This is a genomic window from Microbispora sp. CA-102843 (assembly GCF_050936215.1).
GTDB lineage: Bacteria > Actinomycetota > Actinomycetes > Streptosporangiales > Streptosporangiaceae > Microbispora.
Map to the genome: position 1 here is coordinate 4,032,277 of NZ_JBNJNF010000001.1, position 20,984 is coordinate 4,053,260.

At 71.5% G+C, this 20,984-nt stretch carries 21 protein-coding genes; 8 read left to right on the forward strand and 13 right to left on the reverse strand.

The features are described 5' to 3' along the window. Positions 1–99 precede the first annotated feature (99 nt). Positions 100–906, forward strand: coding sequence for an SAM-dependent methyltransferase (locus tag ACQEVJ_RS18645; protein WP_433102605.1), 807 nt, complete (start codon positions 100–102; stop codon positions 904–906). Here ACQEVJ_RS18645 and ACQEVJ_RS18650 read toward each other — a convergent pair. Together ACQEVJ_RS18650 and ACQEVJ_RS18655 are read right to left on the reverse strand one after the other, a co-directional pair. Further along, entirely contained in the window at positions 873–2,057 is a 1,185-nt protein-coding gene (locus ACQEVJ_RS18650; RefSeq protein ID WP_433102607.1) for an MFS transporter, read from the reverse strand. The two genes, ACQEVJ_RS18645 and ACQEVJ_RS18650, sit on opposite strands and share 34 nt — an antisense overlap. 9 nt (positions 2,058–2,066) lie before the next feature. Next, complete coding sequence (locus ACQEVJ_RS18655; RefSeq protein WP_433102609.1) at positions 2,067–3,266, reverse strand: monooxygenase; 1,200 nt, start codon at positions 3,264–3,266, stop codon at positions 2,067–2,069. A 189-nt stretch (positions 3,267–3,455) separates the two neighbouring features. On the opposite strand from ACQEVJ_RS18655, the gene ACQEVJ_RS18660 reads away from it, so the two are divergent. Then, positions 3,456–5,228, forward strand: a complete 1,773-nt coding sequence (locus ACQEVJ_RS18660; RefSeq protein WP_433102611.1) for a DEAD/DEAH box helicase — start codon at positions 3,456–3,458, stop codon at positions 5,226–5,228. A 65-nt stretch (positions 5,229–5,293) separates the two neighbouring features. Here the strand turns inward: ACQEVJ_RS18660 and ACQEVJ_RS18665 are convergent, their stop codons facing one another. Then, on the reverse strand, positions 5,294–7,153 hold the full coding sequence (locus tag ACQEVJ_RS18665; protein WP_433102613.1) for a cytochrome c oxidase assembly protein: 1,860 nt from the start codon (positions 7,151–7,153) through the stop codon (positions 5,294–5,296). Between the two features lie 232 nt (positions 7,154–7,385). Between ACQEVJ_RS18665 and ACQEVJ_RS18670 the strand changes: the two genes are divergently transcribed. Both ACQEVJ_RS18670 and ACQEVJ_RS18675 read left to right on the forward strand, forming a co-directional pair. Then, positions 7,386–7,976 (forward strand): MFS transporter, encoded by a 591-nt coding sequence (locus tag ACQEVJ_RS18670; RefSeq protein WP_433102615.1) that lies wholly within the window; start codon positions 7,386–7,388, stop codon positions 7,974–7,976. Between the two features lie 124 nt (positions 7,977–8,100). Then, a complete protein-coding gene (locus tag ACQEVJ_RS18675; RefSeq protein ID WP_433102617.1) occupies positions 8,101–8,847 on the forward strand; it encodes a YcnI family copper-binding membrane protein in 747 nt (248 codons plus the stop codon). An 83-nt stretch (positions 8,848–8,930) separates the two neighbouring features. On the opposite strand, the gene ACQEVJ_RS18680 is transcribed toward ACQEVJ_RS18675, so the two are convergent. The 7 genes from ACQEVJ_RS18680 to ACQEVJ_RS18710 form a co-directional block, all read right to left on the reverse strand. Beyond that, positions 8,931–10,139, reverse strand: coding sequence for a Dyp-type peroxidase (locus tag ACQEVJ_RS18680; protein WP_433102619.1), 1,209 nt, complete (start codon positions 10,137–10,139; stop codon positions 8,931–8,933). Continuing rightward, positions 10,132–10,668 carry a copper chaperone PCu(A)C gene (locus ACQEVJ_RS18685; RefSeq protein ID WP_433102621.1) on the reverse strand — a complete coding sequence of 179 codons (537 nt, stop codon included), beginning with the start codon at positions 10,666–10,668 and terminating at the stop codon, positions 10,132–10,134. Before ACQEVJ_RS18685 ends, ACQEVJ_RS18680 begins: the two co-directional genes overlap by 8 nt. Before the next feature lie 256 nt (positions 10,669–10,924). Further along, complete coding sequence (locus tag ACQEVJ_RS18690; protein WP_433102623.1) at positions 10,925–11,494, reverse strand: MFS transporter; 570 nt, start codon at positions 11,492–11,494, stop codon at positions 10,925–10,927. 115 nt (positions 11,495–11,609) lie between these two features. Beyond that, on the reverse strand, positions 11,610–12,143 hold the full coding sequence (locus ACQEVJ_RS18695) for a transposase (RefSeq protein ID WP_433102625.1): 534 nt from the start codon (positions 12,141–12,143) through the stop codon (positions 11,610–11,612). Then, positions 12,140–13,026, reverse strand: a protein-coding gene (locus ACQEVJ_RS18700; RefSeq protein ID WP_433112833.1) for an IS5 family transposase whose coding sequence is annotated in 2 segments (ribosomal slippage) — positions 12,140–12,300 and positions 12,300–13,026 — 888 coding nt in all. Because the reading frame shifts where the segments join, the coding sequence is not laid out codon by codon here. The genes ACQEVJ_RS18695 and ACQEVJ_RS18700 overlap by 4 nt, the downstream gene beginning before the upstream one ends. A gap of 97 nt (positions 13,027–13,123) precedes the next feature. After that, the gene (locus ACQEVJ_RS18705; RefSeq protein ID WP_433112836.1) at positions 13,124–13,237 is read right to left on the reverse strand and encodes a hypothetical protein; all 114 of its coding nucleotides are present in this window, start codon (positions 13,235–13,237) and stop codon (positions 13,124–13,126) included. Continuing rightward, positions 13,237–13,734: a transposase gene (locus ACQEVJ_RS18710; protein ID WP_433102627.1), complete on the reverse strand. Its 498-nt coding sequence runs from the start codon at positions 13,732–13,734 to the stop codon at positions 13,237–13,239. The genes ACQEVJ_RS18705 and ACQEVJ_RS18710 overlap by 1 nt, the downstream gene beginning before the upstream one ends. Between ACQEVJ_RS18710 and ACQEVJ_RS18715 the strand changes: the two genes are divergently transcribed. From ACQEVJ_RS18715 to ACQEVJ_RS18725, 3 genes are all read left to right on the forward strand, one after another. After that, a complete protein-coding gene (locus ACQEVJ_RS18715) occupies positions 13,677–13,862 on the forward strand; it encodes a DUF1905 domain-containing protein (protein WP_433102629.1) in 186 nt (61 codons plus the stop codon). The genes ACQEVJ_RS18710 and ACQEVJ_RS18715 overlap by 58 nt on opposite strands. Before the next feature lie 614 nt (positions 13,863–14,476). After that, positions 14,477–15,328: a fumarylacetoacetate hydrolase family protein gene (locus ACQEVJ_RS18720; RefSeq protein ID WP_433102631.1), complete on the forward strand. Its 852-nt coding sequence runs from the start codon at positions 14,477–14,479 to the stop codon at positions 15,326–15,328. A 186-nt stretch (positions 15,329–15,514) separates the two neighbouring features. Continuing rightward, positions 15,515–15,637: a hypothetical protein gene (locus tag ACQEVJ_RS18725; protein WP_433102633.1), complete on the forward strand. Its 123-nt coding sequence runs from the start codon at positions 15,515–15,517 to the stop codon at positions 15,635–15,637. Between the two features lie 472 nt (positions 15,638–16,109). On the opposite strand, the gene ACQEVJ_RS18730 is transcribed toward ACQEVJ_RS18725, so the two are convergent. The 3 genes from ACQEVJ_RS18730 to ACQEVJ_RS18740 all read right to left on the reverse strand — a co-directional run bounded on the left by ACQEVJ_RS18730 (position 16,110) and on the right by ACQEVJ_RS18740 (position 19,872). Further along, positions 16,110–17,591, reverse strand: coding sequence for a class I adenylate-forming enzyme family protein (locus ACQEVJ_RS18730; RefSeq protein ID WP_433102635.1), 1,482 nt, complete (start codon positions 17,589–17,591; stop codon positions 16,110–16,112). Beyond that, positions 17,588–18,262 carry a class I SAM-dependent methyltransferase gene (locus ACQEVJ_RS18735; RefSeq protein WP_433102637.1) on the reverse strand — a complete coding sequence of 225 codons (675 nt, stop codon included), beginning with the start codon at positions 18,260–18,262 and terminating at the stop codon, positions 17,588–17,590. The genes ACQEVJ_RS18730 and ACQEVJ_RS18735 overlap by 4 nt, the downstream gene beginning before the upstream one ends. A gap of 506 nt (positions 18,263–18,768) precedes the next feature. Further along, entirely contained in the window at positions 18,769–19,872 is a 1,104-nt protein-coding gene (locus ACQEVJ_RS18740; protein ID WP_433102639.1) for a radical SAM protein, read from the reverse strand. 489 nt (positions 19,873–20,361) lie between these two features. Between ACQEVJ_RS18740 and ACQEVJ_RS18745 the strand changes: the two genes are divergently transcribed. Continuing rightward, positions 20,362–20,964 (forward strand): ArsR/SmtB family transcription factor, encoded by a 603-nt coding sequence (locus ACQEVJ_RS18745; RefSeq protein ID WP_433102641.1) that lies wholly within the window; start codon positions 20,362–20,364, stop codon positions 20,962–20,964. Positions 20,965–20,984: the final 20 nt, after the last annotated feature.

The window sequence follows — 20,984 nt, forward strand, 5'->3', positions numbered from 1 at the left end:
GGAAATGTCGCGTTCCTCTATTGATGCGGTGCTTCGCGTGCCACCAGCTAAGATCGTCCGCGTCGACGATGACCACGGGGATGACCACGGGGAGGCGTCATGGATCCGGCGGCGATGGGGCCCGGCTTCGACCCGAACGTGCCCAACGCGGCGCGGATGTACGACTACTTCCTCGGGGGCAAGGACAACTTTCCCGCCGACCGGGCGGCGGCCGAGCAGGTGCTGCGGTACGTGCCGGAGATTCCCCTGGGGATCAGGGAGAACCGGGAGTTCCTCGTCCGCGCCGTGCGGTTTCTCGCCGGCCGGGGCATCCGGCAGTTCCTCGACATCGGCGCGGGCCTGCCCACGCAGCGCAACGTCCACCAGGTGGCGGCCGAGCACGCGCCCGGGGCGAAGACGGTGTACGTCGACAACGACCCGCAGGTGCTCGCGCACGCCCGGGCGCTGCTCCAGGACAGCCCGCAGGTGCGGGTCGTGGAGGGCGACCTGCGGCGGCCGGGGGAGATCCTGTCCCATCCCGAGGTGCGCGGCCACCTGGACCTCGACCGGCCGGTCGCCGTGCTGCTGCTCGCGATCGTCCACTTCCTGCCCGACTCCGAGGAGCCCCGCCGCCTGATCAAGGAGGTCCGCGAGGGGCTCGCGCCCGGCAGCTACCTGGCCGTCTCGCACGTCGCGGTGGACGAGCGCCCGGAGCGGGCGCCCGCCGTCGAGCAGGTCTACCAGGGCGCGTCCGCGCAGTTCGTGGCCCGGCAGTCGGACGAGATCGCGCCGTTCTTCGAGGGGCTCGACCTGGTCGAGCCCGGTGTGGTCAACCTGCACCAGTGGCGGTCCGAGCACGAGGCGTTCGACCCGCGCCTGCTGACGGTCAAGAACTACTTCCTGTGCGGGGTCGGCCGCGTCTCCTGACGCGCCGCGGCGGCCGAGGGCGCGAGCCTGCCCGCGCCCAGCAGGACCGCCAGCAGCAGCACGGTGACCAGCGCGAACGAGGCGGGCAGCCCGGCCAGCGTGGCGATCCCGCCGATGGCGCTCGGCGCCACGAACCCCGACGCGTAGCTCACCGTTGCCACGCCCGCGACGCCCTCGCTCGGTGAGGGCCCGGCGTTGCCCGCCGCCGCGAACACCAGCGGGATGACCACCGCGATCCCCACCCCGATCAGCATGAACCCGGCGGTGGCCGGCACCGGGGTCCGGGAGACCACGATGAGCAGTCCGCCGACCGCCGCCAGCGCCGCGCCGCCGCGCACGGTCGCGACCGGTCCCAGCCGCCGCACCACCGCGTCGCCGCACAACCGGCCCGCGGCCATCATGCAGGCGAAGGCGGTGTACGCCGCGGCGCCCACGGCCTGGGACGCGCCCGCGACCTGCCGGAGGTAGACCGCGCACCAGTCCTGGGCGGCGGCCTCGCCGAACACCGAGCAGAAGCCCACCAGCCCGATGAGCAGCACTCCGCGCGGCGGGAGCACGAAATGGGGCGGGGCAGGCTCGTCCTCACCCGCTCGCACGTCGAGCAGCAGCGGACCCACGGCCAGGGCCACGAGGAAGAGCACGACCGCCGTCCCGCCCAGGTGGAGCCGGGCGTCGACGCCCGCGCTCGCGGCCAGCGTGCCCACCGCGCCGCCCGCGAGCGTCCCCACGCTCCACATGCCGTGCAGTCCGGACATGATCGAACGGCCGAGCCGCTGCTCGACCACCACCCCCTGGGCGTTCATCGCGACGTCGCCGATGCCGGCCACCGCGCCGTACAGCATGAGCGCCGCGCACAGCAGGGGGAGGTTCGGCGCCAGCGGGGGCAGGACGAGGATCAGGCACCACAGGCCGATCGAGACCCGGGTGACGGCCCGCCCGCCGAACCGGTGCGTGAGGCGCCCCGCGGTCGGCATCGCGAGGATGGAGCCGACCGCGGGCGCGAGCAGGGCGAGCCCGAGCTGGCCGGGCCCGGCCCCGACGTGGTCCTGGATCCAGGGGATGCGGGAGGCGAAGCCGCCGGTCACCGCTCCGTGCAGGGCGAAGGTGACCGACACCGCGAACCTGGCCCGTCTCAGCTCCCGAAGATCCACGATCACACGTTATGCCCCGGGTCGGGCCTGAGGCGACCACACGAGCAGACCCAGGCACATCTCGTCGCTGGTCCCCTCGCCCCAGACCACGTACCGGGGCGGCAGCCCGCGCAGCGCGGGCAGCATCGCACGCAGTCCCGCGTCGTGCGTGCAGGTCACCCGGAGCGTGTCGCCGGCCTTGATCTCCAGAGGCTGGGCCAGCGGGCGGATCGCCTGGTCGTCGAAGTTGTACGCGGGGATGTCGAGCAGGGTCTTCGCATCCGGCTTGCCCGGGTTGAGGTCGATCCGGATGGAACGGCCGAGCAGGTGCATGTGCCCGGCGACGGCGTACAGCGTGGCGCCCCTGCCGACCGGGACGTCGCAGTGCTGCGTGGGGCCGGGTTCCGGAGGCGCGCCCTGCCCGCACCTCAGGGTCAGCCCGTCGACCGTCCGGCGCGCCTGCTCGCCGAACCGGTGGGCCACGTCCTCGACGGCGGCCCCGCGCTCGCACAGCGGCCCCGACTCCCGCGCGGTGCAGGGCAGTTCGATCGGCGCAGTGATCAGCCCCGTGTCCAGAGGGGTCAGGCCGCTCGCGCCGTCGGCGAGCCGCAGCCGGATGCCGGACCTGTCCGTGCCGCCCGCGCCGGCCAGCAGGTTGTAGTGGATCTGCAGCACGATCTGGCTGCCTGCAGGCAGGGGATATCCCACCTTCTGCCGCAGGAGGGTCTCGTCGGCCCCGGGTGCCCAGTGCCCGACCCACGAGCCGTTCTCGATCCCGGCGTCGCCGAAGCAGGTCCATCCCTCGCCCGGGGTCGCGGCGTCGGTCCTGCGCGCCGCCTCCGCCTCCTTGGGGCCGACCCGGAAGACGATCGCGTGGTGCACGATGTCGGCGTTCTGCGGCAGGAACTGGCTGCCGGTCAGGAACGCCGGCCCGGTGAGCCCGGGATCGACCAGGAAGCAGCGGTACTCGTCGGTGCCGCCGGAGGGCGCCGAGGGCCGGTAGGGCTCCGGGATCGTCAGCGTCACGAACCGTTCGCCCGCTCGCAGCGGCGCCGTCGGTGGCGTCTGGGCCACGCCGTGACCGGCATGACCGGCCTGGGCGGCGGGCGCGGCAGGCGTTCCGGGGGTGCGCCCGGGCGTCGCATCGCCGCACGACGCGACGAGTAAGGCGGCGGCGAGCGCGACCGCGGCGCCGCCCGCCCAGCGGGTCAACCGTGCCTTTCCTTCCATGGATCCTCCTGCTCCTCAGGGACCTTTACAGGCTCCCCTCCGGGCGCGGGCGTGTCGTCCGCCCGTGGATGTAAACCCCTCCTCCGTCTCCGGCAGGACATGCGTACGCCGTGCGGGTCAGGAGGAGGAGCGCGTCGCGTGCCGGGGGCTGCGTTCGGGGTAAGGGCGGAAAGACCATAGGGTCGTCCCGTGCACATTCGCCCCGCCACAGGCCGGGACCAGGAGCAGGACCAGGAGCAGGAAATGGTCGTGAACGAGACCGACTACGGACCCGGATTCGCCGATTTGGCGTTGGGCCCCGAGCTCCTCAAGGCCCTGACCGGTCTCGGTTACGAGGAGCCCACACCGATCCAGCGGGAGGCCATCCCGCCGTTGCTGGAGGGTCGTGACCTCCTCGGGCAGGCCGCGACCGGCACGGGCAAGACGGCCGCGTTCGCCCTGCCCATGCTCCAGCGGCTGCACGCCGGCCGCCACCCGGCGGCCGTGGAGGCCGGCGGCGGGGAGCCCGCGGGGCTGGTGCTCGTGCCCACCCGCGAGCTGGCCGTGCAGGTGTCGGAAGCCATGCACCGCTACGGCCGCGAGCTCGGCACGCGGGTGCTGCCCATCTACGGCGGCCAGCCGATCGGGCGGCAGCTGCGGGCGTTGGAGCGCGGCGTGGACGTCGTCGTCGCCACCCCTGGACGGGCCCTCGACCACATCGGCAGGGGCACCCTGCCGCTCAAGGGCCTGCGCATGATCGTCCTCGACGAGGCCGACGAGATGCTCGACATGGGCTTCGCCGACGACATCGAGGCGATCCTTCAGGACACCCCGGAGGACCGGCAGACCGTGCTGTTCTCCGCGACCATGCCGCCGCGTATCGACGGGATCGCCCGCCGCCACCTGCGCGAGCCGGTGCGGATCAGGATCGAGCGGGAGGCGCCCGCCGCCGGCGAGGCCCCGCTCATCCGGCAGAGCGCCTACATCGTGAGCCGGGCGTACAAGCCGGCCGCGCTGGGCCGGGTGCTCGACGTGGAGTCCCCCACCGCGGCGATCGTCTTCTGCCGCACCCGTGAGGAGGTCGACAGCCTCACCGAGACCATGAACGGCCGTGGCTACCGCGCCGAGGCCCTGCACGGCGGCATGGGCCAGGAGCAGCGCGACCGGGTCATGGGCAGGCTGCGCAGCGGGACCGCCGACCTGCTCGTTGCGACCGACGTGGCCGCGCGCGGCCTCGACATCGAGCAGCTCACCCACGTCATCAACTACGACGTGCCGTCCGCGCCCGAGTCGTACGTGCACCGCATCGGCCGGGTGGGCCGGGCCGGGCGCGAGGGCGTCGCGATCACGCTCGCCGAGCCGCGCGAGCACCGCATGCTCAAGACCATCGAGCGCGTCACCCGCAGCAAGATCGCGGTCGAGAAGGTGCCTACGGTCGCCGACCTGCGCGCCCGGCGGCTGGAGCTGACCAGGGCCGCCCTGCAGGAGAGCCTGATGGAGGACGGCGATCTCGACCGCTTCCGCGTGGTGGTCGAGACGCTCGCCGACGAGTTCGACCTGGTCGCCATCGCGCTCGCGGCGGTCAAGCTCGCCCACGAGTCCACCGGCGCCGCCGCCGACGAGGAGGAGATCCCCGAGGTCTCGCCGCGCCCGCAGCGGCCCGAGCGCGGGGCGCGCGACGACAGGTACGGCCGCGACGACCGGCGCGGGCGGCGCGGGGGCGACGCGATGAGCCGCGTGTTCGTCGGCGCGGGCCGCAGCGCGGGCGTGCGCCCCCAGGACATCGTCGGCGCGATCACCGGCGAGACCCGGGTCAGCGGGCGCGAGATCGGGGCGATCGAGATCGCCGACCGGTTCACCCTGGTCGAGATCCCGGACGGCGCCGTGGACGAGGTGGTCTCGGCGCTGCGCCGCACCACGATCAAGGGCAAGAAGCCGATCGTGCGCAGGGACCGCGACGGCGCCCCCCGCGGTCGCCGCTGAGCCCCTGCTGCCGCTGCGCCCCTGCCGTCGCTGACGCCTGCCGCGCCGGGCGCCCCTTGATTCTTCTAGCGGGCGCCCACGGACCTCTCGGGGCGGGCGGCGGCGGTCCTGCGCCGCGCCGCGCGCCAGCGGGCGAGCAGCAGCGCGAGCAGGCCCGCGAGGACGGCGATGGTCACGCCGGTGCCGAGCAGCGCCCCCAGCCGCTGGTCGGCAGCCCGGTCCGGCGCCCACGGCAGCCCGAGCGCCGCGTACCACTCCGGCGCCTGCGGCGGCCCCGCAAGCACCACCAGGCCCGTCCACGCGCGTACGGCGATCGCCCCGGCGAGCATCCAGGCGCGGACCTGCGGCCGGATCGCGCGCGGGAGCGGGTCCACACCGGCGGCCACCGCGAGGAACAGCACCGCGGTGACCGTCACCACCGTCTGCGCGGCCAGCCGCAGGGCGAGGCTCGGCTGGGCTGACCCGAACAGGCCGGTCAGATACAGCGCCGGATACGGCAGCGCGTACAGGGCCAGCGCCGTCACCGGATGGGACAGCGCGCGGCCGGCCGAGCCGCCGCCGGGGTCCGCCCCAGGACTGGCCCGCCGCCACAGCGTCAGCGGCGCGCCGTAGACGAGCAGGACGGGGCCCACGGCGCCGAGCAGCGCGTACTGCGCCGCGTGCGCGGAGAACAGCGCGGGCGCGTACGCCGCCACTCCTCCCGACGTGGCGTAGCCGAGCACGGCCAGGCCGGCCAGCCAGGAGGCGGTCCGCCCGGCCGGCCACCTCCCACCGTTCCCCGGAGCGCGCGACAGCCGCCATACGCCGGACAGGTACGCGGCCGCGGCGGCGGCCAGCAGGAGCAGCGCGAGGGGGTCGGGCCGCACCTCGGCGGCGAACGCGCCCGGGGTGAGGGGAGGCAGGGCGTATCCCAGGGCGTCGTGCTGGTGCACGGCCGTCTCCGTGGCCGGCGGGGGTGTGCGTCCCAGCGCCACGGCAAGGCCAAGCGTGCCGGCCATCACCGCGATCTCGCCGCAGGCGAGGCGGAGGAACGGCGCGCGGGCTCCGCCGGACTCCATCGCCGCGATGGTCCTGCGCCGGTGCCGCCACCCGAACCAGCCGAGCACGGCCAGCGCGGCGATCTTGGCCAGCACGAGCTGGCCATACCTCGACTGCCAGAGCAGGGGCAGCGAGCCGAGCCTCACCCAGGCGTTGAGGGCGCCGGACGCCCCGACCGCGGCGAAGCAGCCCAGCGCGAGCGTGCTGAACCGGCGCACGGCGACGGTGAGCCCGGGCGCGCCGCGCAGGTGCGCCACGAGGGCGTACAGGCCGCCGGTCCACAGCACGACGGCCGCGACGTGCGCCATCAGGCTGAGGACGGCGAGGTTGTGGTCGGCGGCCGAGGCGGAGTGACCCACGTACGCCGGGGGCAGCACCGCGAGGAGCGCCACCGCGAGCAGCGCGAACCGGAGCAGGGGGCCGTGCGGCAGGAGCGATCCGGCGGCGATCGCCAGGGCCGCGAGCGTCACCGTCAGGAACGCCTGCCCCTGCGGGATGTGGAAGAGGAAGGTGGACAGCGCGCCGGAGCTCAGCGCGTCTCCCGGGGACAGCCCGATGAAGTCCGACAGCGTCAGGACAGCGGTGACCGCCGCGCTCGCCGCCCAGCCGAGCGCCCAGTTCCCGGCCGCCCGTACGACGACCCGGCCGCTCGCGGGGGCCAGTACGACGGACGCCAGCAGGGCCCCGACCGTGGCGGCGGCGCAGACGTCGTGGACGAGGCGTACGACCGGAAGACCCCAGGTGGTCAGGACGCCGGGGGAGGGCAGCCCCTGGATCGGCGGCTGCGGTCTGCCGCCGCCGAACCACAGGGCGAGCGCCAGTACGGCGAACGCCGTCGCGGCGATGGCGGGGACGACCACGCCGCGGTGGCGCTGGGGAGGTGTCATCGTCGGCTCTCGGCTCGGGACCGCTGATCACTAGCGAGTATGACCGAAGGGTCGTCCTCAGGGGAGCCCCCGCGGGATCCCCTATGTCCGGTTGAAACGTTCAGCGGGCCTTTCCCGCGGTGCCGGGTACGCGGCGTGGACGGCACGGAAGCGGGACCGGCGCCGCCGGCCTCGTGGAAGATCGGCCACGGGACCGGCCGAGATCGCCGAGATGTGAGACAATCCCGGCGTCATGCGCGCCACGCTCTCCTTCAGGCTCGCGCGGTCGGCCGCCTTCTCGGCCGTCTGCGTGCTCCTCGCCGTCGGCGCGCACCGGTTCGCCGGCGGAGGCGGGCCGACGCCCGCCGCGCTCCTCACAGGCGTGCTCACGGTGACGGCCGGCGCGGCCGTCGCGGCGGGCCGGGAACGGTCGCCTCAGGCGATCATCGGCCTGCTGGTCGGCGCTCAGGCGTTCCTGCACTGCCTCCTCGACGCCACGGGGTCCGGCGCGGCGTCGCATCCCACCTGGCACGGCGGCCTGAGCGCGCAGACCGGCATGCTCACCGCCCACCTCACCGCGGCGCTGCTCACCGGATGGTGGCTGTCACGCGGCGAGGAGGCCTTGTGGACCGTGCTGCGCGGGATCGGCGCCGGGACGGTCCGCTGCCTGCGGGCGCTGGCCGTACTGGTGCGTGCGCTGCTGGAGCTGTCGGGAGCGGATCTCGCGGGCAGCGGACGTCCTCGCCGGTGCGCGCTGCCGGGCTCCGAGCGCCTCCCGCGCACCGCGGGCGTGCTGCGGCACGCGGTCGTCCGCCGCGGGCCACCGGTTCTTCCCGTCTTCTGAGCTTCACGCGCGAGCGGCGCGTATCTCCCCATGGGATCACGCTCGCCCCCGTCGGATCGGCTTCTCCCGCCGTGGGGCCACGCTCGCGCGCCTTCGTAATCTCGCAGACGACTGGAGAACCCCCATGACCTCGTACGTCCGTCGTGCGGCCACCGTCACCGCCGGTGCCCTCGCGCTCACCATCGGTCTTGCCGTGCCCGCCCTCGCCCACGTCACCGTCAACCCCGGCACCGCCGTCCAGGGCTCCTGGACGAAGATCGCCTTCCGCGTCCCCAACGAGCGCGACAACGCCTCGACCACCAAGGTGGAGGTCGAGTTCCCCACCGACCACCCGCTGCCGTTCGTCTCGGTGCGCCCGGTCCCCGGCTGGGACGTCAAGCTCACCCGCGGCAAGCTGCCCAAGCCCGTCGTGTCGGACGCCGGCGACACGATCACCGAGTCGGTGCTGAAGATCACCTGGTCCGGCGGGAAGATCGAGTCCGGCCAGTTCCAGGAGTTCGAGGCGTCGGTCGGCCCGCTGCCGAAGAACGTGGACTCGCTCGAGTTCCCCACGGCGCAGACCTACTCCAGCGGTGAGGTCGTCAAGTGGGCGGACGCGCCGAAGGCCGACGGGTCCGAGCCCGAACACCCCGCGCCGGCGCTCAAGCTCGTCGCCGCGGAGGAGGGGGACGACCAGCACGGCGCCGCCCCCGCCTCGCCTGCCGCCCCCGCCTCGCCTGCCGCCGCCGCCCCCACGGTGGCGACGGCGGCGAGCGACGACGACGAGAGCGGGAACAGCACTCCGGCCCTGGTGCTCGGCGGTCTCGGCCTCGTCGCCGGCCTGGTCGGGGCCGGCGCGGGCCTCACCGCCCTGCGCCGTTCGCGCGGCTGAGCCGCCCTGCCACCGTCGGGAGCCCCTTCCGGGTCACGCGGCCCGGAAGGGGCTCCCTCTTCTGTGGTGACGAGGTACGGCGGTCAGGACAGGAGCGTCTCCCCGATCCAGCCATCCGGGGAACACCCGGGCGGCACGGCGAAGACGGCCGACCCGATGGGGGTGATCCACTGGTTCAGCAGGTCCACCTCCGCGAGCCGCTGCTGGATCGGGACGAACTGCCGTGCCACGTCGGCCTGATAGGACGCGAACAACAGGCCGGCGTCCGGCCGTCCCTCCGGGCTGAGGCCGTCCTCGTAGTTGTAGGCCCGGCGCAGGATCCGCATGCCCGGGTCGGCCACACGGGCGCGGCGGATGTGCGCGTACTCGGAGATGACCGGCAGGCCCGACGCGCCGAGCGCGGCGAAGTCGGGCTCGTCGGTCTCGGCCCTGCCGGTCAGGGGCGCACCGGTGTCCAGCCGCCGCCCGACGCTGAACTCCTTGGCCGCCCGGTCCGCGGCGTCCCACTTCTCCAGGTCCATCCGGATGCGGCGGAGCACCAGCGTGGTGCCGCCGCGCAGCCACCCGTCGCGCACCCACACGGCCCGCTCGAAGTCCGCCGACCCCGGCCTGGGGTTGACGGTGCCGTCGAGCTGGCCCATCAGGTTGCGCTGGGTCGTCCCCGGCGCGCGCACCTGCGGGCTCTGCCGGAATCCGTGCTGGGTCCAGCGCACGGTCGCGAAGGACCGGGCGTCCCTGACGAGCACGCGCAGCGCGTGGGCCAGCGTGACGCGGTCGTCCGCGCACACCTGGATCAGCAGGTCGCCGCCGCTCCAGCGGGGCTGGAGGTCGTCGACCTTGAACGCCGGCAGCGGCCGCGGCGCCAGCTGCCCGGCCCCCGCCGCCTCGAACAGCCCGGAGCCGAACCCGAAGGTGACGGTGAGCCGTGCGGGCAGCAGCGCCAGCTCGGTGTCGGCGAGGGCGGGCTCGCCCCGGGTCAGCCGCCGCGCGTCGTCGGTGAGCAGCCGCATCAGGCGTGCGAGCGCCGCGCGGCCGGTCCCCGGCCGCAGGTCGAACCCGGCGAACACCCCGAACGTCTGCGGAGACGTCGCGACGCCCGCCTGATGGACGCCGTGGAAGGGCTCGACGGCGTCACCGCCGGGGAGGGGCGCGGGCCCGGCCGATGCGCGCCCTGCCGTGTCCGGTACGGCGGAGGCCGGAGCGCAGGCCGCCGCGGCGGCCGCGACGGCCCCTCCCGCGAGCAGGCCGCGCCGGGTCAGCCGCCGTCCCGCTGCGGGTCCGCGCTCACTCATGAGGGGCGTAGGACTCGTTGGCGCCGGCGAAGTCCTTGGCCACCGCGGTGAAGGACACCGTCCTGCCGTCCTTCAGGGTGAGCGTGAAGGGCACCTCCGCACCGGGTTCGACGGCCGTGCGCACGTCCATGAGCATGATGTGGTCGCCGCCGGGCTGTAGCACGTGCCGGCCGCCGGCGGGGATCACGAACCCGCCCTGCTTGCGGCGCATGGTCGTGGTGCCGCCGTCTCCGACGACCTCGTGCAGCTCCACGGACGGGGAGACGGGAGTGCTCGCCGCGACGACGGTCACCGCCTCGCCAGTCGTGTTGACGAGCGTGGCGAAGGCGGCGCTCATGCCGGAGCGGGCCGTCTTCACCCACGGATCGCTGATCGACAGCGGGGCGGCGGCCGTGGCGGTCGCGGAGGCGGGAGCCTGCGCGGCGGCCGGCGAAGCGGCGGTGGTGCCGGCAGGCGCGGCACAGGCCGCAGCGGCCAGGAGGGCGGCCAGCGCCGCCGGGAGCACGCGGTTAACGGTCGTGATGGTCATGCGGAAGCCTTCTCTCGGTCGTCCGGCGGGCATGCGGGCGGCGTTCCCGGGCATGCGAGGCAGACCACGCGGGCCGTCCGCGGAGACGCGGGGCAGCGCGGCGGGACCAGCCGGCAAGGCCCCCGCAGAGAGGCAACAGGCGACGGTCCACCACGGCCGAAGATCGGGGCATGCGCGCAGGCACGCTCCGCCGGAAAAGATCATTGACAACGCCCCCGGGCCGTATGCGGCCGGGAGCGAGGTGAGGAGAGCCGTCTCAGGCGGACGGCTGGAGAAGGCGGGGCGGGCCGCGCCGGGTGACGCAGTGACGCGGCGCCACGGAGCGCGGCAGCCGCGGCTCGTCCGGATGCGGCGACGCCGGCGGCGTGAACACCGGCGGCGCCGGATCGGCCGCGATCCGCGTGAGCCGTACGGCGAGCCGCCGCAGCAGCGCCCACAGGGCGGCCTCGCCCCTGGCGAGCCAGAGCGCCGTCAGCACCACCGCCCAGCCGTGGGCGAGCAGCATTCCGAAGCCCGGCCCGGCATGCGCGTGCCCGGCCAGGACATGCCCGGCCATGACATGCCAGGCGGACGACGACGAGGACGACAGGGCGAACAGCACGTGCAGCGCGACCTGCAGGGCCGCGAGCAGGGGCAGGATCGCGCCCAGCGTCCGTTCCCGGCCGGACAGGGGCAGCGCGGCGGCGAACACCACCGGCAGGCCCAGCGCCAGCGCGCCGGGGGCGACCATGCCGCCGCTGAACAGGTGCGCCACCACGGCCAGGCCGAGGCACACCGCGGTGAAGGCGGCGGCTCGGGCGAGGCGGAGGGGCGATGTCACCGGCATGGCACAGCCAATATCGCACGCCGGGTGCCCGGTCCCCGTTCCGGGACGCCGTGTCGCGGATCCCCCGCATGCGGCGCGCTGGGCCGATTCCCTCTAAGAGCCTGCTGACAGAGGCTTAAGTGTTGGCGGGCATGGGCCCGTAGAGAGCCGGTCCGATCTTGTTGATGTAGCCCTGGTGGGACCATTGGGACAGTTGGACGCGGAAGCTGTTGACGTTCTCGATGCCGAGGATGGCGGCCAGTTCGCTTCCTCTCCAAGCTCGCCAGGGCTGGGCGGCCAGGAGTTGCAGGACCTTGCCGCGCCGGTCGGGACTGGACGACACCGGCAACGGCGGCGGGTCGCTCCAGCGGTGTGAGGGTGGCAGACCGGCGAGTTCGCGCGTCAGGCGGCGGGTCATCTGGTGCACGGTGGCCCACCAGATCAGGGCTTCATGATGGTCGGGCTTGCGCTCATAGACGCGCGCCAGGCGGCGGTAGCGGACCAGCCAGGCGAACGTGCGCTCCACCACCCACCTGCGGGGCAGCACCACGAAGCCGCGCAGGTCATCGCTGCGCTTGACGATCGTGACGGCCAGGCCGAGGACCTGCCGGGCCCAGACCTGCAGCCGTCCGGCATAGCCGCCGTCGGCCCAGACTAGGGCCTGTCTCAAAGCCTGGTGAGCCAGTCGTCTATCGCGGTTATGAGAATGGCGGCTTGGTAGCGGACGGCGAGTTTGTCGTACCTGGTCGCGATGGCGCGGTGGCGTTTGAGCCGGTTGATGCCACATTCCACAGCATGACGGGCGCGGTAGTCGCGGGCGTCGAAGGTGAAGGACGACCGCCGCGGCTGCCGCGCCGCAGGCGAGCGGCGATGCGATCGGCTGGTTCGGGGATGGTGCATCTGATCCCGCGCTGGCGCAGGTAGGCGCGGATCGCCCGGGAGGAGTAGGCCTTGTCGGCGCGGACGACCTCAGGCCGGGTACGGGGCCGGCCGGGCCCGAGCCGGGGGACGCGGATGCCGGCCATGACCGCCTGGAACTGTGGTGCATCGCCCCGCTGGCCGGCGGTCAGCACCAGCGACAGCAGCCGTTGGCCCTGCTCACAGGCCAGGTGCAGCTTGGTCGACAAGCCGCCGCGTGAGCGTCCCAGCGCGTGGTCGACCGGCTCGGTGCTCACCCCACCCGGCGGTTCGGCCTGCAGACGCGGATCGCGCCGCGCGCCTGCCGCGTGCTGATGGGCCCGCACGATGGTGGAGTCCACCCCGACCTGCCAGCCGATCAGTTCGGCGGCATCAGCCAGGGCCTGCAGCCGGGTGAGGATCTTCTGCCAGACACCGGCCCGCTGCCAGCGTCGAAACAGGGCGTACACCGCCTGCCAGGAGCCGTAGCACTCCGGCACGTCCCGCCAGGGAGCCCCGACCCGTACCCGCCACCGGATCCCGTCGATGAGCTGCCGCTTGGTCCACTTCGACGGCCGCCCTGGTCTGCTCGGCGCAGGCAGCAGCGGCTCCAGCCGGGCCCACTGCGCATCGGTCAGGTCGAACCGCCTCGTCACCGCTAAGGTGGCCAACGAGGTCTCCGGTGTTCAGGTTCTTCTTGGTCGATGAACCCTCTACCGGAGACCTCACTGCTTGTCCGGGCACGACACGCCGTCAGTCAGCGGACTTCGAAACAGGTCCTAGGCCGATGGTGGAGAACTTCTGGCGCAGCAGCGCCAGGACCGGGTGCGCGCCGTCGCGGTCTTGCACCGACGCGGCGGTGACCATCACGCACAACAGCAGCCCGAGCGTGTCCACCACCACATGCCGCTCTGCCCCTTCAGCTTCTTGCCCGCGTCATACCCGCAAGCCGCCGCGCCGACTATCTCGGCCGCCCGGACCGTCTGGGAGTCGATGTATCCAGCCGTCGGCAGTTCGCCCCGTCCGGCCAGAACCCGCAGCCGACCGCGCAACCGCCCGGCCAGCCGTTCGGGCAGGCCACGCCGTGACCAGCGCACGAAGAACGCATACACCGCCTCATGCGGCGGGAAGTCGACCGGCAGGGCCCGCCACTCGATCCCATATCGGGTCACATACCCGATCGCGTCCAGCACCGCCCGCAGGTCATGGACCATCGGTCTGCCCGTGGCCGTGACCAGCTCGGCCATCACCGCCCGCGCCTCGCCTTCCAGCGCCGCCCACTCGGCATCGGTCAGATCCGACGGATATGACGGCTTGTGGCCATGACATCGGCACCCCGGTGAAGTGCAACCACGGGCGCCCACGGAACACCAGCTCGTTCATGGCTCTCGGCGACGGCACCCACAAACTCCCCATCGCCGCCCCGTTGCGCCGCGCCCTCGGCGAGGCCGCTGGGGACACCGTGACCGTACGACTCATCGAGCGTCTCTAGTCCCTAGACGATCTATTCCAAGGGGTAGCTGACCCGAAGCGAGGGTGCCGGTGGATGGCACTAAGAACCTTCCTCTGGCTGGGTCGCTGCCGCAGGATTGTGCGGATCTACGAGCGCAAGCTCGAGCATCACGAAGCCCTGATCTGGTGGGCAAGTGTCCATCAGATAACCCGCCGTCTGGCCCATGAAGGGGCCGGTCAACCACCCCATGGCCGCTGGGGCGACCTTCCACCCCTGCCGGAACTGCGCAGTCCGGGCCGACGCGGGAAGGTCCTGGAATTCTTGACCGCCCGGCCCTGGGGCCTGGGAAGGAGACCGAGCCACGGCCATCCTCGGCATCGAGAACTGTCCCAATGGTCCCACCAGGGCTACATCAACAAGCTCGGACTGTGCCCTCTACGGCCTCATCCCCCACGAACGCTTAAGCCTTTGTCAGCAGGCTCTAAGCCGAGTGCGAACCAGGCCGGACAGGATCTATTTCGTTTGCCGGAATAATGGTCTAATATTCGGAATGTGATCGGCAGCGAGGGTCGCGCGCCGCGCGCCGGTGTCCCCGTGCCCCGCCGGGTGCCCTCCACCCCGTCCCGACCCCGAAAGAAGAAGCGTTGTACCTCATGCGCATCGGCGCCCCCGGCGCCGAGAAGCCGGTCGTCCGCGTCGACGACACCCGCTACATCGACGTCTCCGACCTGATCGCCGACTTCGACGAGAAGTTCTTCGCCGCCGGCGGCACCGCCCTGCTCGCCGGGCCGGTCGCCGAGCGGATCGCCGCCGGGCAGACCGGCGAGTTCGCCGGTGAGCGGATCGGCGCTCCGATCGCCCGCCCGCACCAGATCCTGTGCATCGGCCTGAACTACAGCGACCACGCCGCCGAGACCGGCCAGGCCGTGCCCGGCGAGCCGATCCTGTTCACGAAGTCTCCCAACACCCTCGTCGGCCCGGACGACGACGTGCGCATCCCGCGCGGGTCCACCAAGCCTGACTGGGAGGTCGAGCTGGGCATCGTCATCGGCAAGCGCACCTCCTACCTCGACTCGGTCGAGGACGCCGCCGACGTGATAGCCGGCTACTGCGTGGTCAACGACGTCAGCGAGCGCGCCTTCCAGATGGAGCGCGGCGGCCAGTGGGCCAAGGGCAAGTCCGCCGAGACCTTCAACCCGGCCGGGCCGTGGCTGGTCACCCCCGACGAGATCGCCGACGTCAACGACCTGGACATGTGGCTGGACGTCAACGGCGTGCGGCGGCAGACCGGCAACACCAAGACGATGATCTTCGACCCGTACTTCGTCGTCCACCACCTGAGCCAGTTCATGGTGCTGGAACCCGGCGACCTGATCAACACCGGCACCCCGCCCGGCGTCGGCATGGGCCACGACCCGCAGATCTGGCTGCAGCCGGGCGACGTGATGGAGCTCGGCATCGCCGGCCTCGGCACCCAGCGGCAGCACGTCGTGGGCCCGCGGTAGGAGGCGTCTCCACGGGCCCCGGCCGCCACGGCCCGGGGCCCGAAGCCGCGCGACGCCCGCCGACGAGCACCCGCCACTGCCGGCGGCGGACGCCCCGGGAGAACGGTGAAGAATCATGAGCCTCAGCCACGTGGATCCTCCACGCCGTGTCGCCGCGCCGGACCCCGCCGTGCTGGCGGCGGTGGGATGCGTCCGGAGGACGGGGCCAGCCCGCACGACGGGCTGCCCTCGATGACCGAAGACCCCACCAGCCGCCGCGACGCGCCGGCCTCCGACCACGCCATGGTCGTCACCCGGCTCAGCCCCTGACATTCACCGGCACCGGAAAACGCCGCCGCTGGGGACGACGCGCAAACCGAGCGCCCAATGGACCGGTTCGGCGATGCTTCGTGGCCACCGTAGGCGCTCGGCTCGCCGCTGTGACAGTTCACACCCTTCCGCTCTCGTGGTACCCGCTGTTACGGCCGCACCGGTTGGCGCCATCACGCTGTCGTCCGCCGCCTCCTCCACCGCTGCGAGTTGCTCCAAGCAGGTGGGCAACCACTGAGACTGCATCACCCCCCGGTGCGTTCTGCCCCAAGGCGGCGCACAACCGGTACGGCTACGCCAAGGTCATTAGCAAGCGGTACAAGTGCACCTACAAAAGCGCCGACCCATAGTGGCGATGAAGGCGCGCCTACAAACGCCAAGCGAGCAAAAGCCCGCCCCTCCCACGGGAGGAGCGGGCGTCGCCCTGTCCACCCCGAGCGGGAAGACGGGCCCACCTTCGCCTAGTTCTGTGTCATTTGTCCTTGAGCCCGAACTCGATTCGAAGACGTGGCTTGTCGGCCTTGCCAACCGGCGTGTGGGGTATCGACTCGACCGGCTGGACATCTCCATCCAGGCCGTACCGGGACAGGATCGTCTCGACCGTCTCACGGGTGGCGGTCGCCGACGCGCCCGGCGCCGGCCGGACGACGACCAGGACACGGGGTGAGTAAACCCCCGGTTCGACGGCCAGGCTCACCGATTCGGCTCCGGGGCAGGCGCTCGCGATCTCCGCATCCAGCACAGGTGCGAGCAGCGGCCCGGCATTAGACGACAGCGCCTCGGAAACCCTGCCAAGGATCTGATAGGAACCGTCGTCCAGACGCCGGGCGATGTCGCCGGTCCAGAACTCGCCGCCCCGGAAGGTCCGTGCGTTCGCCTCCTCTGCGTAGAGGTACCCCCCGCTTGTGCAGGGCGATCGCAGGATCAGCTCGCCGATGTGGGGCGTGCCGGGTGCCAGCGGCGCGATGCGGACCCCGACACCCCGCACCGGGACCATCCCGAGATGCGTCTGCCGTTCGTCGGCCATGTTGCCCATGGCCAGGCCGAACTCCGTGGATCCGTAGATCTGGCGGATGTGAATTCCGAGGACGTCCGCCGCGTCTCGCACCGTGCCGACGCTCAGGTGGGCGCCGCCGCAGAGTGGGCGCCACAGATGCGACAACCGCACTTCTCGGCGTCCGCGGGCGGCGTGCACCAGCTGGTCGTAGTGCCGGGGGAGCGCGCTCATCACCGTGGCCCGCTCCTCCTGAAGCCGATCGAGCATCTCATCGGGCGAGGAGGCGGGATGGGCGAGCACCAGGCAGGCGCCGCTCAGCAGCGCGGCGAAGACGTGCAGGTCGGTCGCGTGCGCGACATCGAGCGTGTGCCTGCAGAAGTAGACGTCGCTGTCACGCATGCCGGTGTCGGCAAGCCACCGGTGCCGCTCCTCGACGAACTTGTCCTGTCGCCAGGCCATCATCTTCGGGAATCCGGTCGAGCCGGACGTCCAGAGGAATCGGAAAAGGCCCCCGTACCCGTCCGCGGCCGGGGTGTCGGGTTCGGCGGGGGACTTCACGGGTGACTCTAGGAGGTCGGCCGGGGACACGGTCGGAAGCGCCGGCTCTGCCGGCGCGTCCGGGGGTGACTGCCGGTCCCTGACGAGGAGTATCGGCTCCGCGTAACGGATCGCACGGGCTGTCTGCTCTGCGTCGAAATTGTCCATCAGGGGTACGTAGCGCGCGCCGAGTTGGGCGACAGCCAGGATCAGCGCCACGTATCTCACGCTGTTGTGAAGTGCGAAGGCCACCGTGTCGGCGGGTTTGACGCTCCGGGCGCGCAGCCCTGCGGCGAAGCGGTCGACGAGATCGATGAGTTCCCCGTAGGTGATCGGGGTGCCGTCGAGGTCCCGGACGGCGCAGTGCCGCGGTCGGCGTTGCGCGACGGCGCGCACGGCCCCGTAGAGCGGGGAGCTCATGCCGCTACCCATCCCGCGTAGGTGCCGAAGCGCCAGTCCTTGGCGAGGCAGTCGACCTTGTCGAAGCCGGCCTGGCGAAGCCAGGCAAGCTGTGTCTCCAGGTCCGCGCAGATGTCCAGTTTCATGCGCTCGCGACCTGCCGCCCATTCCTCGGCAGGGCACTGTGAACGCAGGACGTGTGACTCATGCCGACGGTCGTAGACGACCTCGATCTGTTCGGTCGGAGCAGCGATCTGCTCCACGTTCACGAAGACGCCCCCCGGGGTGAGCACCTGTGCGATCCGGCGGAACAGGTCCTGCTTCTCCTCGTGGGGAAGGTGGTGGATGGCGAGGCTGGAGATCACCGCGTCGAAAGGCGTGTCCGGCAGCGGGTCCCTGAGGTCACCCAGCGCTATGTCGACCCGCGGCATGCGGGTGAACCGCTGTCTCGCCTTCTCCAGCATCGATTCCGAGTGGTCCATGAGTAACAGCCTCGACTCCGGCGCTCGCCGCAGGACGGCTTCGCTGAGCAGCCCGGTCCCGGCTCCCAGATCCAGGATGCGGGCGCTTTCCGGGACGGTCGCGGCGACCGCGTCTGCCGCGCTTCCGTACAGCAGGTCCAACGACGGGATCAACTTGCGGCGCATCGAGTCGTAGGTCTCGGGGTTCCAGATGTCGAGCGTTGTGCTCATTCCGCTCCTTCACGTGATGGGGGAGATCTCCACGCGTGGTCAGATGAACGGGGGTGGACCGAGGTCGGGCGCCTAGCGCGCTTGACGTGGCCAGCCCGCCGGCATCGGCCGCCAGATCTTGGCGTTCGATCCCCGGCGAGCGGGACATTCGCGGGCGGGGGCTGGCAGAGGACGGAACGTCTCCCTGGTGGTGCAGGCCGACGACGTGCAGGACGCCATTGCTTGGTCACAGTGCTGCTGGCGGCCGCCGTGTCGTTCACGGCCCAGCGCGTGGGGATGCCGGACACCCTGTCCTTGGTGAGAGGCCTCAGAACGTTCGGTCTTGTGGAGGTGCCTGTCTCATTCGCAGCCGTTGATCGGGCGGCAGGGGAGGTGCGCGTCGTCGGCGCGGTCCCAGTTCATGAGTCACACGGGATGCCGGCGAACCGGCGGCGCCCCTGCGGGACCACACTCGTCGTCCCCGGCGAGTGCCTGACTGGAGGGGGTTGTCACTGGCCGTTGGCGCATCAGCGCATCGTCAGCACCTGGTTGTGACAGGCGTACATCTCGTCCAACGCGACAGCGTCGATCTGATCGAAGAACCGCTGTGCCTGCTCCTTGGTGCCGTGCGACTTGATGTCGTAGTCGCATGCCACCCAGCGCGGCCGCACGTGTTCTTCCGTTAGATAGCCGTTCTCGACGTCGCCGATGATCCAGTCTTCCCGGCCGACCGTCTCCCAGCAGCTGTACAGCTTCCCGTCGGCGTTGATCACTGCGCCGCGGTCTCCTCCGAACACCCCGCAGTAGGGACAGCTCGAGATCGGCTTGGAGATGGGAACGAACATGCCGTGGCGAACGGCCCGAGTCACCAGTTGGGTGAACAGTTCCACGTGATCGGAGCTGTAGTCCACGGTGTTGTCGTACCCGAGCCCGGTGTCGTCGATCAGCGCGAGATGGAGGCTGGATCGCCCCTGCGGAACCGCGTCTCCGAGGTCGTCGATCAAACGTTCCAGGTCCCCCACGTTGCGATGGGAGATGTTCACGCGGAAATGCCAGTGCAGGTCGGTCTGAGCGGAGCCCTCGATGACGTTGCGGAGGATCGTGTCGTAGGTGCCACGCCCATTACGCGTCACCCGGATGCTGTCGTGGTCGTCCTTGCCGCCATCGAAGGTGATCTGCACTCTGCGCAGCCCGGCTTCGGCAAGGCGCGTGGCCAGTTTCGGAGTGAGCAAAACGGCGTTGGTAATCATCTCGGCGTCGGCCAGGCCGAGCGGCCGCATCGCCTGCAGCAGCTGCAGCGCCCCCGAAGGATTCAGCAGCGGCTCGCCGCCGAAGAGAAGCAGGCTGCTCCGCTTCAGATTGAAGCGAGCCATTTGCCTTTCGATGAATGCGGCTACTTCGCCTACCCGGCTGCTGGTGAGAACCGCCTTATCGATTCGTGGAGGAGCGAAGCTCCCCTCCTGCGGCAAAGACGTGTTCTGATAGCAGTAGGCACAGCCTAAATTACATGCTGTGGCGGTCAGCACGGTGACCGCGTAGATGTCGGCCGGCCGAACTGTGAAAAAGCCCTGCTGCCGTAAGGCGTCATAGGCCTCGGGTAGTATCACCGACTGGGCGGAGGCGCTGGTCACGGCTTCACGGGGTAAGCGAGCTATTGTGGTGTCCCGGATCACCCACCAGCAGTCACGCCCGGGCAGAAGCCGGACATTCGGCGGCAGCGGATGCCCGATATTAGAGGTTATGGCCTCCGCCGTAGACGCCGATGCAGCGGTTGTCATCGCGGTCCTTTCTCGTGATCCGCGCATGGATTCGGTAGATGCTTCGCATGGTTAGTGGACCCGCTCGCTTGCCCACCGCAAGAAACGGCGGGCAAGCGAGCGGGTACCGCTAGGGGCAAGGTCAGCCCTTGATGCCGCACACGTCGCGCTCAGCGACCTCGAAAACCTCGATGGCCATGGAAAATTCACCTCCCCCGGATAACGCAGCGTGGTGACTCGAAGCCGGGTCAATTTGTTTGACCGGCGCATTCAGAAAGGTAGATGCACGCCGAGATTTGCGCAAGAGGATGCGCGCGAACTTTTTTGCACAAATTTTCTTGTGGATCTGCTACACTGCTGGTCATGAGCAAGAAGACGGGCCGGATCACCGACCCTATGGTCCTCAAGATCATCGCCCACCCCGCACGGCTACGGCTGTACGAGGTCTTGGTCGCCGGTGGGCCGGCGACCGCCGCCCAGCTGGCCAAGCACGTCCCCGGAGCGCCCGGCTCCCTGAGCTACCACCTGCGCCAACTCGCCGCCCACGGCTTCATCGAGGAAGCACCTGACCTATGCAAGGACGGGCGGGAACGGTGGTGGCGGGCGATACCCGGCGGCGTGCGCTGGTCCCCGGAGGATTTCGAGGACAGCCCTGGAGCACAAGAGGTGGCGGCGAGCGCGCAACGGGTGCTCATCGGACGCCACGTCGACCGGCTGCAGGAATGGCTCGCCGACGGCCCGCAACGCTGGGGACCCACCTGGGCATCGGCCGCGCAGAGCACCGACAGCGTGCTACGCCTCACCCCTGAAGAGCTGCGCGAACTCGGCGAGGAACTCGACGCCGTGATCGCACGATGGGCCAAACGCCCCGACAGCCCAGGTCGTGAGCAGGTGTTCCTGTTCCTGCATGCCTTTCCCATCGCAGGGCCTGCGCCTGCCGGCGACACTGCCGCCCAGCCCCAGTAGGCCCAATCCCCATCCCTCCC